The sequence below is a fragment of the Teichococcus globiformis genome (assembly GCF_042646265.1).
GTDB classification, from domain to species: Bacteria; Pseudomonadota; Alphaproteobacteria; order Acetobacterales; family Acetobacteraceae; genus Pseudoroseomonas; species Pseudoroseomonas globiformis.
Window position 1 is genome coordinate 360,361 of sequence record NZ_JBHRTN010000008.1, and the last position, 15,267, is coordinate 375,627.

The window sequence follows — 15,267 nt, forward strand, 5'->3', positions numbered from 1 at the left end:
GCTCGGCCGCCAGGGTGCGGAGATAGGCCACCACGTCGGCGCGCTGCTGCGTGTCGCGAATACCGGCAAAGGCCATGCGGGTGCCGCGGATGGCGCGCGCGGGCGCCGCCAGGAAGTGGTTCAGCGCCTCGTAATCCCAGGGCTTGTCGGACAGGCCCTTCATGGCCGGCGAGTAGTTGAAGTTGTCGAGGTGCGCATGGTGGTTGCCCACCACGCCGTAGAGGTTGGGGCCAACCTTGTTGGCACCGCCCTGCTCGAAGGTGTGGCAGGCGGAGCAGAGACGGCCCGCCACCTGCCGCCCGGTATCCACATTGGCGGCGGCCAGCAGCGGCGTGATCTCCTCGATCTGCGGGCCGGCATCGGCCGGGGCGGCACCCGGCGTTTCGCCCACACCCTCGATGGTGATTGCGGTCTTCTCCAGCCGCTTTGGATGGATGATGGTCTCGCCCACGAAACCGGCAACCATGAAGACGACACCCGCCGTCAGGATGGCCGCGAAAGCCTTGTTGGTCTCCAAGCTCATGCAGCCGATTCCATCCCTGAACTCGTCCCGTTCCATCTGACATGCGGGTGAATTTGCACCCGAACTTGGCCTCGACTAGAAGCTCTGGGACCATAAGCGGTGGATGCCGCCGCATCAACCCGTCGCCACAGGGATGAACGGGGTCCGCACCGCTACACCAGGATGGAACACGAGAATCCCATGAGCGGTGTCATCGCCTTCCAGGGGGTGCCGGGCGCCTATTCGGACCTGGCCTGCCGCAGCGCCTATCCCGGCTGGACCACCCTGCCGTGCCCCAGCTTCGAGGCAGCGATGGAGGCGGTGAGTGAATCCCGCGCCGACCTTGCCATGCTGCCCTGCGAGAATTCCCTGGCAGGACGCGTGCCGGACATCCACCGGCTGCTGCCCGATTCGGGCCTGTTCGTGGTAGGCGAGCACTACCAGCGCGTTGAGCACTGCCTGCTGGCCCACAAGGGCGCGACGCTGGAGGGGCTGAAGCGCGCCCACAGCCACCCCGTGGCGCTGGGCCAGGTGCTGAAGCTGCTGCGCGAGCGGAAGCTGACGCCGGTGATCGAAGCCGACACGGCCGGCGCCGCCAAGTTGCTGGCCGAGGCGCACAGCCTGGAAGACGCGGCCATCGCCTCGTCCCTGGCGGGCGAGATCTACGGGCTGGAGGTGCTGCTGCGCAACGTCGAGGACGAGGCGCACAACACCACCCGCTTCTACGTCATGGCCCGCGCGCCGCAGCAGCCCGATGCCGCGGCGCCGGACACGGTCACCACTTTTGTTTTCCGCGTCCGCAACATCCCGGCGGCGCTGTACAAGGCGCTGGGCGGCTTCGCGACGAATGGCGTGAACATGACCAAACTCGAGAGCTACATGCTCGACGGCCATTTCACCGCCACGCAGTTCCTGTGCGACGTGGATGGCCATCCCGACCACCCGCCGGTGAAGCGGGCGCTGGAGGAACTGGCCTTTTTCTCGCGCGAGTTGCGGGTGCTGGGCGCCTATCCGGCGCATCCTTACCGGCTGGGCCAGGCGGCAGCGCAAGGCGCGGATTGAGGCGCGGCGAGAGCGGCTCCGCCCGCCTCCCGCACCAACCCCGCTAGGGAGCGGAGGCCCCCCCCCTGCACCCAACTGCTGGCACGATGCTTCGCAAGCTTGGCGAGTCGTTCCGGCAGGAGGTTGCTGATCGTCTTGTTGCCTGCACCGACTGCCTGCACCGGGCGGCGCTGATCCTGGAGGCGGCACCGCACCGATCGCGGGTGCGGGGGATCATATCTCCTGTTAGCGGGAGTGGGGGACTGCGTCCCCCTTTGGAGGAAGCAGCTTACGCCGGCTCCTTCTCCCGCTCCGCCATCATCTCCTTGAAGGCTGCCCGCGACTGGCAAGCAGCGATCCAGGCCGCGATCGCCGGGAATTTGCCGAACAAAGCCGTGTCACCCTGGGCGTAGCGCAGCACCTCGGCCGTGTTGAGGTCGGCCACGGTGAAGCGGCTGCCCACCAGGAAGCCGCCCCCGGCGCTCAGCGCGCCCTCCAGCACCGTGAACGGCCTTTCGAGGGCCTGCGCCGCCGCCTCGGCACGGGCAGGGTCATGCTTCGGCCCCGGCCCCCGATGCGTCAGGATCGCCAGGCTCTGCGCCTCAACCTCGGTCGCGGCCCACAGCGCCCACTGCTCCATCAGCGCATCCTCGGCCCCGTCGCGCGGCGCCAGAGGGCCGCCATTCTTGCGCGCCAGGTACAGGTTGATGGCCAGCGACTCGTAGAGCACAAAACCGTCATCCACGATGGCCGGCACACGGCCGTTCGGATTCAGCTTCAGGAACTCGGGCGAGGCGGTGTTGAACGGCGCATCAGCCGCCTGCGGATCGGGCAGGCGGTAGGACTGGATGACCGGCACATGCTCAAAGGCGAGGCCCAGCTCCTTCGCCAGCCAAACGTTGCGCGTGGCGCGGGAGCGCAGCACGCCGTAGATCGTCAAAGCCATTGCGGGGTTCCTCCGTCATCCAGACGCCGTGCAGCCTGCCGCCGGCCCGGCCGGGCGGCAAGCCCGGCACCTCGCGCCGCACGCCGGTTTCTGGCAAGAGCGACAGCGATCCACAGCGGCTCAAGGAGACCCCATGGCCGACATCACCATCGACATCGGCGGCGAGATCTTCCACGCCTTCTTCGAGGACAAGGCCGCGCCCAGCACCTGCGCCCGGTTCCGCCAGCTTCTGCCCTACAAGGACCGCATCATCCATGTTCGCTGGTCTGGCGAGGCCTGCTGGATTCCCATGGGCGAGCGCGACCTGTCCATCGGCTACGAGAACGCCACCTCCTACCCGGCGCCGGGGCAGGTGATCGTGCATCCCGGACACCTGAACAACATGTCGGAAACCGAGATCCTGGTGGCCTACGGGCCCTGCTGCTTCGCCAGCAAGGCGGGCCAGCTCGCCGGCAACCACTTCCTGACGATCCGCGAAGGGCTGGACCGGCTGGCCGATACCTGCCGCTCCGTGCTGTGGGACGGCAACAAGCCGATCACCTTCTCGGCCGCGCCCTGAACGAGGCTCGCAGGGGAAAGGCGCCGCCCTCGCGAAGAACCGGGTGACCCGGGCCATCAGGCGTGATCCCGCATGGTTCCTCGACGGATCGCGATAGGCTCCGGCGAGGCATTGCCTCGCCGCTTCGGAAGCTCAGCCCGGGGAGAGTGGGCCGGGCCGCGCCTTGCGCATGAACCGGTGCGGGATCCCGGCGTCCGGAAATTCCTCCCCCTCGGCCACATAGCCCAGCTTCTCGTAGAAGCGCAGCGCATGGGTTTGCGCTTCCAGCACGAATTGCCGCACCCCGCCGAGCGAGGGCTCGGCTTCCACCGCCCGCATCAGCGCTGCGCCGAGGCCTGTTCCGCGCGCTTCCCGGATCACCGCGACGCGGCCGATCTTGGCCGTTGCGCCTCCATCCTTCAGCATCACCCGCAGCGTTGCCGCCGGTGCCCCACCGGCCAGCGCCAGCAGATGCAGGGCGGTGGCATCGTGTTCATCGTATTCCAGCTCGAGCGGGACGTTCTGCTCGCGGACGAACACGGCCTCGCGGATGGCGCGGCACGCGGCAAACTCTTCGTCGCCGGTGACGCGGCGGATCTCGGTCTGGTTCATGGGGCGGGAGGGATGGCCCAGCCAAGCCCGGAAGGAAAGGGCCTGGCTCGATGTTTTGGACGAGGTGCCGGGCCTTACCTATGCTGTCCGCCTCGTCGCCAAGAACGAGAACGAAAACAGGGAGAGAACGATGCGACATGCCGGGATCGCGGCTGCTTTCGCTTGCCTTGTGGCGAGCCTGCAGCCTGCCGCCGCGCAAAATGCCGTCACCATGATCGTCGGCTATCCGCCGGGTGGAGCCTCGGACCTGATGGCCCGCATCCTGCAGCCCGAGCTGGCCACGGCGCTCGGGCGGCAGGTGGTGATCAAGAATGCGCCCGGCGCCAACGGCACGGTGGGGGCGATGGAACTGGCTCGCGCCAGGCCAGATGGGGAGACGGTGCTGTTCGCGCCGGGCGGATCGCTCGTGCTGACGCCGCACACGCGCGGCGCGCCGTTCCAGCAATCCGATTTCACCCCGGTGTGCCAGATCTCTGCCGCGCATGTGGTGATGATGACGCAGCAGGATTCCGGCCTGCGCACGCTGCGCGACGTTATCGCCCGCGCTCGCGAGAACCCCGGCGGCTTCGCCTATGCCAGTACCGGACCCGGCGGGACACCGCATATCAGCATGATTTCGCTGGAGCGGCTGGCCGGCATCGAGATGAACCACATCCCGTTCAAGGGTTCGGGCGAGGTGATGCAGGCCATGGCCGGCAAGCAGCTCTCTCTGTTCACCGATCAGGGCAACCTCGTCCGGCAGTACAACCTGCACCCGATCGCCCTCTTCAGCGAGCAGCGGGCCAGCGAGTTTCCGGACACGCCGACCATGCGCGAACTGGGATTCGACATGACCTTCACCATCTGGTCCGGCCTTTACGCCCCTGCCGGCACCCCCGAGCCGGTGCTCGACCGGCTGGAGGAGGCCTGTGCCAAGAGCGTGGCGACAGCCTCCGTGATCGAGGGCTTCCGGCGCATGGACATGCCTCTGCAGCTGCGCCGCCGGGTTGAGTTCACCGCCTACAACAAGGCGGAGTACGATCGCTTTGGCGAGCTGGTACGGTCCTACAATCTGCAAGTGCAGTAACGAAGGCTAGGCCGGGCATGGTGCCCGGCCCTTTCAGCGCGGAAACAACGGTGCCAGTCGGGCGCGGATGCGCTCCAGCACCGTTTCGCCATCCAGATCGGGGGTGAAGCTCTGCCCGGTGATGGTCTCGAAGGCTTCGATGTACACCGCCGCCGTGTCGAGGATGAGTTGCTCCGGGATCTCCGGGATGGCGTCCTTGTAGGGATCGCAGCGCGCCGCAACCCAGGAGCGGACGAAATCCTTGTCGAAGCTTTCGGGCTTCTCTCCGGCGGCGAAACGGGCGTCGAAGCTGGCCGCCTTCCAGTAGCGGCTGCTGTCGGGGGTGTGGATTTCGTCGGCCAGCACGATGCGGCCCGTCTCATCCGTGCCGAACTCGTACTTCGTGTCGGCCAGGATCAGCCCGCGCTCCGCTGCCAGCTTCTGCCCGCGTGCAAACAGCGCCAGGGCATAGGCGCTGAGCTGATCCCACTGGTCCGGTGTCAGCAGCTTGCGCTCGAGGATCTCGGCCGGTGTCAGCGGCGCATCATGGCCGCCGTCGAATTCCTTGCTGGTGGGGGTGATGATCGGCGCCATCAGCTTCTGGTTGTCGCGCATGCCGTCCGGCAGGATGTGGCCGTACATCTCCCGCTGGCCCTTCTTGTAGAGCGTCAGCACGGAGGTGCCGGTGGTGCCCGCCAGGTAGCCGCGGACCACGATCTCCACCGGCAGGATGGTCAGACGCTTTGCCACCACCACGTTGGGGTCCGGATAGTCCAGCACATGGTTGGGGCAGATGTCGCGCGTCTGCTCGAAGCAGTAGCGCGAGGTCTGGGTCAGCACATGGCCCTTGAAGGGGATGGCGCAGAGGATGCGGTCGAAGGCGCTGAGCCGGTCGGTCGCGACAATCACGCGGCGCCCGTCGGGAAGGTCGTAATTCTCCCGTACCTTGCCGCTGTAATGGTTGGGCAGTTCCGGGATGGCGGCATCGCGGAGGATGCGGTGCGCCTGAGCGCGGAGGGTGGCGGGGTCCATGGGCGGAGGTCCGTGTCGGAAGGCGGTGCCTATTCAGCGCATGCTCTAGAGCATCGCCATCCCTGAGGGAACTGCGTGGAACCCGAAGGGGGGCCTCGACGCTTGTTGCGGGAAGCCACCGATCGCCAGGGATCCTTGATGACAGCACCGGAGGCGCTGGGCGCCATCCTGGCCAGGGCGGAAATGCTGATGCGCAGCCGTGGCTATGCCGCCTTCAGCATGGACGACCTTGCCGCACCGGAAGGGCTTGGCAGCTTCCTTTCGAGCCAGGAAGCCCTGGGCCTGGCGGTGGTCCGTAGGTACCGGGAGGGTTTCACCGCGACGCTGCGGCGGATCGAGGTCACCGTACCCGCCGCGCCCGCCCGGCTCCGCGCCTATGCCCATGCCTTCACCGATCGGGCGGGAGACGGGCTGATGCCGCTGTGCTGTGCGCTTTTGGCCGAGCGTTCCGCCTTGCCGGCCAGCCTGCAGGAAGAAGTGGCCGATTTCTTTCGAGAGCAGCTGGGCTGGCTGGCCGGCATTGTTGCCGAAGGTTTACGGGCCGGCACCCTGCGCCACCCCGACCCGCCGGAAGAGGTTTCCCTGACGCTGCTCGACCAACTGGAGGGCGGCAGCCTGATCGGCTGGGCCCTGCGCGATCCGGCCCCCGTGCTGCGCGCCTTTGAGAGCTACCTCGCGGCCCTGCAAGGCTGAGCGTTCCGGTCATGCCCGCCCATCGCCTAGCGCGACGATTTCGCGATCACCGACAGGGCGGCCGCGCTGATGGAAAGCTGCCCCAGGGTTTGCGTCAGGTCACGGATGAAGCCCCATGTTTCGTAGGGCGAGGGATCCTGCGGCACCACCACGAGGCTGCCAGGTGGAATGGGCGGCCCGCCGGCCTGCCAGGCACCCAGGCCCGCCGGGACGCTTTGCCCGTTCGGCAGCACCACGAAGGCGCGCCCGCCATCGGCGAAGCGTTGCTGCCCGCCGGAGGCGCGCACGTATTCCACCGCCTTCCAGCCGGTGGAGAATTGCAGGCTGCCGGGGTTCAGCACCGCGCCCACCACCGTGACCTCGTTCGGTCGCTTGGGGATCGCGATCAGGTCTCCCGGCTCCAGCAGCACGTCGAGCTCAGGGCGGGCGGCCAGGATCACCGGATTGGCCTCCACCACCATGCGCCCGGCGGCGCGGCCCTCCCGCAGGGCGTTGGCCATCTCGCGCCCGGCCGTGATGGCATTGCCGAGGTCGAGTCCGCCCGCCTTGGAGCCGGCCACCGCCTGTCCGGAAGCGACCTGGATCAGACTCTGCTCCAGTTCGCGCGCGGTGCGGGCGAAGCCTTCCTGCTGCTTCTGCCGAACGCTTTCCCGCGTGAACACGGCGCCATAGGGATAAGCCTGAGGCGACAGGCCGCCTGCGCGGGCGATCAGCTCCGACAGGCGCTCACCGCGCCGGATGTCGTAGATGCCGGGGCGCAGGAACTCGCCGGTCAGCACCACGGGTCCGCTGTCGCGGTCGCCGAAGCCGCGGGGAATCCGGATGCCGTCGCGCGGCGACAGCCGAACTGCGGCGAAATTGCCCGAGCGCAGATCCAGCAGAGTGCGTTGCAGGGCGATGGCGCCCGCCTGCTCCAGCGGCTCGCGCGAAAGCTCCACCGCCGAAAGGTCGGCCGTGTCGGTCACGCCTCCCGCCGCCGCCAGCACCTGGTCGAGCCCCGTATCGTCCAGAATGGGGTACAGGCCGGGCAGACGGGCCTCGCCCGAGATGAGCACCGCCTGATCCAGCAGGAAGGGCAGCAGGGCGGGGTAGTCCAAGAAGACCTGTGGGCAGGGCGGCGCGCCCAGGTCTGGAAACCCCGCGCCGCGCACATGGGCGAAGCGTACGGGGGAAGATCGCGCGGCGATCGCCAGCGACTGGAGCGCCGGGCATTCGCCGCCCACGGCCACGGCATGGCCCGCTCCCTGGGGCGCGGCGGCGGGAATGGCGAGAGCCGCTGGTGCCTCGCCGCGCAGGGCGCGCTGCACCGGCGGGCTGGCCAGCCACAGGATGTCCGACTGCGACAGCAGGATGACCTCGTCATCCTCATGCAGCGGCAGCTCGGCCTGGCGCTGCAGCACCCGGCCCAGGTCAAAGGCAAGGAAGCGTCGCACGCGGGTCGAGGGATCGACGCGCCAGACCACCCCCAGCCGGACATAGGGATCGGGCCGCACCAGGCGGGAATCCGTCAGCACGCCGCGTAGCCCGGACCGGCCGGCTGGGCGCAACAGCGGCTGCACCACATGGCCGACCACCCGAACCTGCCCCGAAACGACATCCAGCCCCGGCTGCACCACCACCGCATCACCGCGCCGGAGCCGTGACTGCGGCCCGATCTCGGACAGGGCGCGGCGGCCGGTGCCATCCGTGCCGTGCAGCAGGAAGCGGTTACCCGCCGGGCGCAGCGCTTCTCCGGCCAGGCGCAGCAGCGCCGCCAGCGGCAGCGCGGCGGTGCCGGCCGGAAGCTCGTAGATGCCGGGCCGCGTCACCTCGCCCGCGACGGCGACGGTCGGGCCCAGCGGCGGCACCACCACCCGTTCCCCTTCGCGCAGCCGCAGGTCGGGCTGACCGGGCTCGGAGCCGATCACCGAATACAGGTCGATGACGCGGCTGCCGCGCGGTCCCTCGACGCGGATGGCGCGCAGCGAGCCGCTTTTGCGGACACCCCCGGCCTGGGCCAGGACGTCCAGCACGGAGGCCATGGCCGGCAGGGATTGCAGCCCTGGCCGCATCACCTCGCCCGCCACGAACACGCCGATTTGCCGGAGTTGCCCGATGGAAACAAAGGCTTCCGATCCGCCCAGCTCGCGCGCCACCCGTTCCGTGATCTCGGCGCGCAGCTCGCGCAGCGTACGCCCGGCGGCGGAAAAGGGGGCGAGGTCGGGCAGCACCAGCGTGCCGTCGCGGGTGATGCGCAGGGTCTGGTTCTGCCGCGTGCGGCCGCGGATCGAGATCAGCACCTCGTCATCGCGGCCCAGCACGTAGTCGTCCGGCAGGGCGGCGGTGGCGGCCGGAGCGGGTGCCATGGCCTGCATGTCACGAAAGGTGTCGTAGCCGAATTGGCGTAGCAGCCCGCCGCTCACCGCCGGAGCCTCCAGCCGTGCGGCAAAGAAGTTCTCGATCTGCGAAGGCGGGTCTGCCTGGTGCGCGAGAGGCAGGGTCTGCGGCTGTCCCGCCGGCGGTGCGGCCGCTCGGGCGGGGGGAACGGCGATGGCCGGCAATTGCGGCGCCGGGGCGTTGTTTCCCGCCGCCTCCATGATCCGCTGCATGATGTCCTGCTGCAGGGCGGGGGGCAGGTTGGGCAGCGGCATTCCGCCCGGCAGGGTGGAAGGCAGCATGGGCGGTGACAGTAGCGGGCTCGGCACTTGTCCGCCGGGCGGCCCGCCGCCGAAGGTGCCACCGTATGCGCCACCGCCGGCGGGGGCAGGGGCCGGCTGAGCCAGAACAGGCCGGGGGGCCAGCGCCGGCAGGAGCTGCAGGGCCAGCAACAGCCCCGCCATGGCCATGCGGCCGGGATGAGGGGCAGACCGGAGCGGGCGGCCCAGGCGTCCACGCCGTTCTGGCGGGATGGCCCGGAGGGCTGGGCGGTACACTGTTTTTCGGCGCCACCAGAATGGTGCGGCGACCCCAAAGTCGCTCGCAAAAACGTGAAGATTGGATTAGCATGATCTGCGATGCCGATCCAAGGCCGCAATTCAGGACCCCCCCGAGTGCTACTGCTGGTCGATGCGGCTTGGCGGCTAGGCCCTCGTCCGCTGGCCTCCTACTTCGTCCACCGGTTGAGCCACGCTGCTGGCCTTCCGCGTCGTCGGCTGCGCCTGCGCGGACCGGAAGGGGCGCCGGTTCCCGGAGCAATCCTGGCGCCGCACCTGCCGGCACCGCCACGCCTGCCCTTCACGGACCTGGCGCGCCTGCGCGCGGTGCTGGCCAGCTTGCCTCCGGCCACTTGGCACGGCCCCTTCGACCCTGCCGCCGGCGCGCTGGGAATGGATCTGTTCCGCCCCGGCGATGTTCGCCCGGTGTGGGAAGCGAATCGCCTTTCATGGCTGCCATGGCTGGTCCAGGCCGCCCGCCTTTGGCCGGAGGAAGGGCATGGGGCGGAGTTGCAGTCCCGTCTGACCGAGTGGCAGGCCGCAAACCCACCTTTCCAGGGCCCCAACTGGGCCTGCGGCCAGGAAGCCGCGCTGCGCGCCTTGCACATGGCGCTGGCCCTGGTGCTTGCCGGCCAGGCGCGGGAGCCATCGCTGCCGGCCCAGGGCTTTCTGGCGCTGCATGCCCGCCGCATCGGCGCCACGCGCTCCTATGCGCGTGCACAGGACAACAACCACGGGATCAGCGAGCCTGCCGGGCTGCTGGTCTGCGCCTGGCTGCTGGGCGAGGAAGGCCGCGCCCGCCGTGCCGCGCGCGACCTTTCGGCCGCCGTGGCCCGGCTGGTGGCGCCCGATGGAGGCTTTGCGCAACTTTCCACCGGCTACCATCGCCTGCTGCTCGACACGCTTTCGGTGGTGGAGGTGCTGCGCCGCGCCCTGGGGCGGCCGCCTCTCCCTGCGCCTTTCGCCTCGCGCGCCGCCGCCGCGGCCACTTGGCTCGCGCGGCTGGTGGCGGAAAATGGCGCCATGCCGATGTTGGGCCACCAGGATGGCTCGACCCTGGCGGACCTGTCGGTCGGTGGTGCCGGCGACGCCCGCGGCAGCGTGGAGCGGGCCATGCGTCTCTTCGCCGGACGCTCAGCCGGGTTCGGCGAGGATGCGGGCTGCTGCTGGCTCGGCCTCGCCACCATGCCGGCGACCCCGCGCGAGCTCGTCTGGCGCGGTGGCGGCTGCCTGGGCTGGGAAAGCGCCGGGGCGCGCGGCTTGCTGCGCGCCGGGCCACTGCGCTTCCGGCCTGGCCAGGCGGACCTGCTGCATTTCGAACTATGGGACGGCTCGCGCCCGGTGCTCGCCGATGCCGGCACCGGTGCCTACAATCCGCCGGCCGAGAAGGCCTGGTGGCTGGATTATTTCCCCTCCGCCGCCGCGCACAACACGGTCACCTTTGACGGGCGGGAGCCGATGCCCCGCCTGTCGCGCTTTCTTCTGGCGCGCTGGCCGCGAATCCGCCCCCTGCCGTCCGGCGAAGCCACCGGCGCGGCGCTGCGCGATCACCATGGCAACCGCCATATGCGGCTGGTGCGGCCGGAAGGCCGCGAATGGCTGGTGGAAGACCGGGTCGCGGGGCGCTTTCACGAGCTGGTTCTGCGCTGGCGGCTAGGTTCCGGAAAATGGCGCCTGATGGACGGGGCAGTGGAGTCGGAGGGGGCGCGCATCGCCATCTCCGCCGATGCGCCGCTCACCCTGTCCCTGGAAACGGGCTGGGAAAGCCCGGCCTATGGCGAGGCACGCCCCTGTCCCGTGCTGGTGGCGCGTGCCGCCGCCCCAGTGCGCCGCCTGTTGACCCGGATCGCCTTGCGGTGAGTGCCGTCTGATGCCGCTGCACCTGCTGCTGCGCGGGGTGCTGGGGCTTTGGCGCTGGCTGCTGCCAGCGGCGCTGCTGCTGCTCGGCCTGGGCGCCGCGCTGATCCTGTCCATGCCGCGCGCCTACCTGGCGGAGATGGTGATTGCCCCGTCGGAAACCTCGGGTGTCGCCGTATCCAGCCTGATCTCGGCCAATGCGCTGGCGCCCGGGAGCCTGCTGGACACCCGCCCTGGCGGAAATTTCGCCGTCTACCTGTCCGCCCTCCGCAGTCCGGAGGCGGCAGCCATGCTGATGCGCGAGACCACCCTGCTGGCCGACCTGGCGGGGCAAAAGGATGAAGGAATGCTGGCCGCCCTGAAGCAGGCGCTGGATCTGGACCGACCGCCGGACGAGGACGATGTGGGGCGCTGGCTGGACCGCAACCTGGCCGTGACGCAGTCCCTGGCCTCCGTCACCTGGACGCTGCAACTGGCGCATCCGCGGCGCGAGGCGGCGCTGGATGCCCTGGCAAGGTTGCATGGCTTTGCCGAGTCGCGGGTGCGGCAGGATCTGCTGAGCATGGCCGAGCGTCGCATCGCCGCGCTGGAAGCGCGGCTGGGCCAGGAACGCGACATCTACCTGCGCACCCCGCTGTTCGAGCTTCTGGCGCAGCACCAGCGCGTCGCCCTGGTGTTGCGGGCGGATCAGGCGGTGGCGGCACGGCTGGTATCCGGCCCCGGTGCCGGGCTGCGCCCCGCCCTGCCGAACCGCCCCTTGCTGCTGGCCATGCTGCTGTTCACGGTGCCCATGACCTGCCTGTTCCTGGCGGCCTGCCTGGTGCTGTTGCGCGGGCCCGGGTGGGTTGCGGCCCGCTCGGCACCGCGCCCAGCCATTGCGCCATCCTCGCCTGTGGGGAACGTTCGCTGAACGCCACCGCCGCCATGGCACGTTTCGGCGCGCTGCGGGTGGATGCCGCGGCGCTGGGCAGCCTGGCCGGAGCCGCCGCCGCAGCGCTGCATTTTGCCGGGGCGCTGAAATCCACGCCGCCTGGTGCGGCCCTGCCGGTGGACCTGACACTGCTCGCCGCCGCCGCCCTGGTGCCCTTGCTGGCGCTGCTGCTGCTGACGCGGCGCTGGTGGCTGCACCCGATGCTCGCCCTGCCGCTGGGCACTGCCGCGCTGCTGTGGCTGTGGCTGGTGCTGGCGGGAGGCTGGAGCCGATCCGCCACGATCCTGGCGCAGAAACTGCCGGAGATCGTGCTGCTCGGCCCGGTGATGCTGCTGGCTGGCCTGGCTGTGGGTGCCGATGGCGCGGCGCGACGCTGGCTGGTGGCGGTGACGCTGGCATCGGGCCCGCTGGTCGCCGTTTCCGTGGCCTGGGGTCTGGCCAACGGCAAAATCGTGCTGGGCGGCGCGGTGGGCGCCAATCCTGACCTGTTGCGCGTGCAGTATCAGCTTGCCGGTCTGGCCATCGCCTGCGCCGCGGGACTGGGCGCCGTGCGCGTGGTGGAAGCCGATGGCTGGCCGGCGCGGCTGTTCTGGTCCGGCTTCACCCTGGCGCTGGCCGCATCGGCACTGCTGCCCGGCGGGCGCATGGGGCTGATCTCGCTGGCGTTGTCCGTCCTGCTGGTACCCGCCCTGCGCTGCTGGTCGGCCGGCTCTCCCCGCGCCGCGCTCCGCTGGCTGGGGCTGGCTGCCTTGGCCGGACTGCTGGGGGCAGTGCTGCTGCTGTTGCAGGCCGAGGCGATGGAGGGGCTCCGCACGCTGGAGCGTCTGACGCAGGGCGGCATGGAGGCCTCTGCCCGCCCGGCCTTGTGGCGCGCGGCGCTGGATTGGGCCGGGGCCACCATGCCCTGGGGCCTCGGAACCGGCGGCTTCACCATCGCGGCCGGGCATGGCGAGCGGCGTGGGCTGTACCCACACAACCATGCGCTCGAAGCCTTGGCCGAAGGCGGCCCGATCGGTCTGGCACTCTGGCTCGGCTGCTTCGGCGGCGGCGCGGCGATGCTGCTGCTGCGGGCGCGGCACGTGGCACCGGGGCGGATGGCGCGGATGGCGGCGCTGGCCCTGCCGGTGGGCATGGCGGCAATGGTTTCAACCGACCTCGGCAACCGGATGGTCTGGTTCGCCCTGGGGCTGGTGCTTTCCGTGGGAGCGGTGGCGAAACGTGGCTGACTGGTATGCGCGATGGGGCAAAAGGGTCCTGGACGTGGCGGGGGCAGGGCTTGGCCTGCTGCTTCTCTCGCCCCTGCTGGGAGGCACCGCGCTGGCGGTGCTGCTGTGCCTGGGACGGCCGATCCTGTTCCGCCAGGAACGCGCCGGGCATGGTGGCGTGCCCTTCACCCTGCTGAAGTTCCGCTCCATGCGCGACGGACCGGGCGACGATGCCGAGCGCCTGACGCCTTTTGGCCGACGTCTCCGCGCCAGCGCCCTGGACGAGTTGCCCCAGCTTCTGAACGTGTTGTGGGGCGAGATGAGCCTGGTCGGGCCGCGCCCCCTGCCGATGGCCTACAACGCACGCTACACACAGCGCCAGGCCCGGCGCCTGATGGCACGGCCCGGGCTGGCGGGCGTGGCACAGGCCGCCGGGCGCAACGCCCTGCCTTGGACGGAGCGGCTGGAAATGGATGCCCGGTATGCAGAGGCCATCCGCCTGCGCACCGATCTGCACGCCATCGCCGGCACGGCCCTGATCCTGTTGAGCGGCCGGGGCGTTTCCGCGCCGGGGCACGCGACCATGCCCCGTTTCGATCCCGCTATGGACACGGCATCAAAAGAGTCCAGCAGGATTTTGTAACTCTCGGTTGAATTATGGCCTTGCTTACGTCGCCTTCGCCTGTCTTGTTAACGTCATTCAACTAATTGTGAGGCGAGCGATGGCGGCCATCCCTCTCCGCGTCGGCGGCGAAGATGCCCAACGCGTCCTGGAAAGTCCTGGCATCCTGGTTTTTCCGAGCCGCGCGCCCGCCAGGGCGCCACGCCTTCGCCTGCACCTGTCACCGCCAAGCCTGGTGGGCGGAGAGTTGGCCGTCCTGAGCCGGACCCTGACCGATGGCTGGATTGCCCCCGCCGGTCCGGTGCCGGAACAGTTCGAGGAAGCGGTGGCCGAGGCCGCCGGCTTCCGCCACACCGCCGCCGTCGCCTCGGGCACCGCGGCGCTGCATCTCGGTTATCGCGTGCTGGGGGTGGAGCGCGGGGATGAGGTCTGGACCCAGAGCCTGACCTTTGTCGCCACCATCGCGCCAGCGGTGCAGATGGGCGCGCGCCCCCGCTTCCTGGACGTGGCGGCCGAGTCCTGGACCATGGACCCCAACATCCTGGAGGACCAGCTCCACAAGGCTGCGACCAAGGGCAAGTTGCCACGCGCCGTGGTACCGGTCGATCTCTACGGTCAGCCCTGCGACCTCGATGCCATCCTGGCGGTGTGCGGCCGCTGGGGCGTGCCGGTGCTGTGCGACAGCGCCGAGGCATTGGGCGCGCAATACCGCGATCGCCCGGTGGGGAAGGGCGCGGCGCTGGCTGCCTTCTCCTTTAACGGCAACAAGATCATCACGGCGGGTGGCGGCGGCGCCCTGGTTTCGGACGACCCTGCCTTGATCGCGCGGGCCCGGCACCTGGCCACCCAAGCCAAGGAAACCGCGCCGCACTACCAGCACGAGACAACCGGCTACTCCTACGGCATGTCCTCGGTTCTGGCGGCGGTGGGGCTGGCGCAGATCGGCGCCCTGCCGGCCCGGGTCGATGAGCGGCGCGCCATTTTCGATCGCTACGCCGCGGCGCTGTCCGATCTTCCCGGCCTGTCGCTGATGCCGGAGCCGGCCTGGGCCCGGTCCTCGCGCTGGCTGTCGGTGATCCAGATCGATCCCAAGGCTTTCGGTGCCACGCGGGAGGCGGTGCGCCGCGCGCTGGATGCCGCGCAGATCGAGAGCCGCCCGGTATGGAAGCCGCTGCACATGCAGCCGGCCTTCCGTGGCGCGCGCTTCCACGGCAGCGGCGTGTCCGGCCAGCTTTTCGAGCGCGGCCTCTGCCTGCCCAGCGGCAGCATGACGGCCGAGGAACAGGGCCGCGTCACCGACGTGATCCGCCAGTGCTGCAGGGGATGAAGCC

14 protein-coding genes are annotated in these 15,267 nt (G+C 69.9%); 9 read left to right on the forward strand and 5 right to left on the reverse strand.

Going from position 1 to position 15,267, the window contains the following annotated elements:
- Positions 1-523 (reverse strand): c-type cytochrome (locus ACFOD4_RS09025; RefSeq protein ID WP_379595730.1); only part of this gene is annotated, 523 nt, incomplete at its 3' end.
- A 180-nt stretch (positions 524-703) separates the two neighbouring features.
- Here ACFOD4_RS09025 and ACFOD4_RS09030 point away from each other — a divergent pair.
- Entirely contained in the window at positions 704-1,564 is an 861-nt protein-coding gene (locus ACFOD4_RS09030; RefSeq protein ID WP_379595732.1) for a prephenate dehydratase, read from the forward strand.
- A gap of 268 nt (positions 1,565-1,832) precedes the next feature.
- Here ACFOD4_RS09030 and ACFOD4_RS09035 read toward each other — a convergent pair whose 3' ends face one another.
- Positions 1,833-2,489 carry a glutathione S-transferase family protein gene (locus tag ACFOD4_RS09035; protein WP_379595733.1) on the reverse strand — a complete coding sequence of 219 codons (657 nt, stop codon included), beginning with the start codon at positions 2,487-2,489 and terminating at the stop codon, positions 1,833-1,835.
- 133 nt (positions 2,490-2,622) lie between these two features.
- Here ACFOD4_RS09035 and ACFOD4_RS09040 point away from each other — a divergent pair, with 133 nt between their 5' ends.
- On the forward strand, positions 2,623-3,048 hold the full coding sequence (locus tag ACFOD4_RS09040) for a DUF3830 family protein (RefSeq protein ID WP_379595734.1): 426 nt from the start codon (positions 2,623-2,625) through the stop codon (positions 3,046-3,048).
- Positions 3,049-3,180: 132 nt separating this feature from the next.
- Here ACFOD4_RS09040 and ACFOD4_RS09045 read toward each other — a convergent pair whose 3' ends face one another.
- Positions 3,181-3,639, reverse strand: coding sequence for a GNAT family N-acetyltransferase (locus tag ACFOD4_RS09045; RefSeq protein ID WP_379595735.1), 459 nt, complete (start codon positions 3,637-3,639; stop codon positions 3,181-3,183).
- 130 nt (positions 3,640-3,769) lie between these two features.
- On the opposite strand from ACFOD4_RS09045, the gene ACFOD4_RS09050 reads away from it, so the two are divergent.
- Positions 3,770-4,705, forward strand: coding sequence for a Bug family tripartite tricarboxylate transporter substrate binding protein (locus ACFOD4_RS09050; RefSeq protein WP_379595737.1), 936 nt, complete (start codon positions 3,770-3,772; stop codon positions 4,703-4,705).
- Positions 4,706-4,738: 33 nt separating this feature from the next.
- Here the strand turns inward: ACFOD4_RS09050 and ACFOD4_RS09055 are convergent, their stop codons facing one another.
- A complete protein-coding gene (locus tag ACFOD4_RS09055) occupies positions 4,739-5,716 on the reverse strand; it encodes a phosphoribosylaminoimidazolesuccinocarboxamide synthase (protein WP_379595739.1) in 978 nt (325 codons plus the stop codon).
- A 138-nt stretch (positions 5,717-5,854) separates the two neighbouring features.
- Here ACFOD4_RS09055 and ACFOD4_RS09060 point away from each other — a divergent pair, with 138 nt between their 5' ends.
- The gene (locus ACFOD4_RS09060; protein WP_379595740.1) at positions 5,855-6,409 is read left to right on the forward strand and encodes a TetR/AcrR family transcriptional regulator; all 555 of its coding nucleotides are present in this window, start codon (positions 5,855-5,857) and stop codon (positions 6,407-6,409) included.
- A 26-nt stretch (positions 6,410-6,435) separates the two neighbouring features.
- On the opposite strand, the gene ACFOD4_RS09065 is transcribed toward ACFOD4_RS09060, so the two are convergent.
- Positions 6,436-9,228 carry a polysaccharide biosynthesis/export family protein gene (locus ACFOD4_RS09065; RefSeq protein WP_379595742.1) on the reverse strand — a complete coding sequence of 931 codons (2,793 nt, stop codon included), beginning with the start codon at positions 9,226-9,228 and terminating at the stop codon, positions 6,436-6,438.
- Between the two features lie 174 nt (positions 9,229-9,402).
- On the opposite strand from ACFOD4_RS09065, the gene ACFOD4_RS09070 reads away from it, so the two are divergent.
- The 5 genes from ACFOD4_RS09070 to ACFOD4_RS09090 all read left to right on the forward strand — a co-directional run bounded on the left by ACFOD4_RS09070 (position 9,403) and on the right by ACFOD4_RS09090 (position 15,263).
- Entirely contained in the window at positions 9,403-11,181 is a 1,779-nt protein-coding gene (locus ACFOD4_RS09070; RefSeq protein ID WP_379595744.1) for a heparinase II/III family protein, read from the forward strand.
- A gap of 10 nt (positions 11,182-11,191) precedes the next feature.
- Positions 11,192-12,088 carry a hypothetical protein gene (locus ACFOD4_RS09075; RefSeq protein WP_379595745.1) on the forward strand — a complete coding sequence of 299 codons (897 nt, stop codon included), beginning with the start codon at positions 11,192-11,194 and terminating at the stop codon, positions 12,086-12,088.
- 14 nt (positions 12,089-12,102) lie between these two features.
- Entirely contained in the window at positions 12,103-13,335 is a 1,233-nt protein-coding gene (locus ACFOD4_RS09080) for an O-antigen ligase family protein (RefSeq protein ID WP_379595747.1), read from the forward strand.
- Positions 13,328-13,957, forward strand: coding sequence for a sugar transferase (locus tag ACFOD4_RS09085; protein WP_379595749.1), 630 nt, complete (start codon positions 13,328-13,330; stop codon positions 13,955-13,957). Before ACFOD4_RS09080 ends, ACFOD4_RS09085 begins: the two co-directional genes overlap by 8 nt.
- Positions 13,958-14,036: 79 nt before the next feature.
- Entirely contained in the window at positions 14,037-15,263 is a 1,227-nt protein-coding gene (locus tag ACFOD4_RS09090; RefSeq protein ID WP_379595751.1) for a DegT/DnrJ/EryC1/StrS family aminotransferase, read from the forward strand.
- Positions 15,264-15,267: the final 4 nt, after the last annotated feature.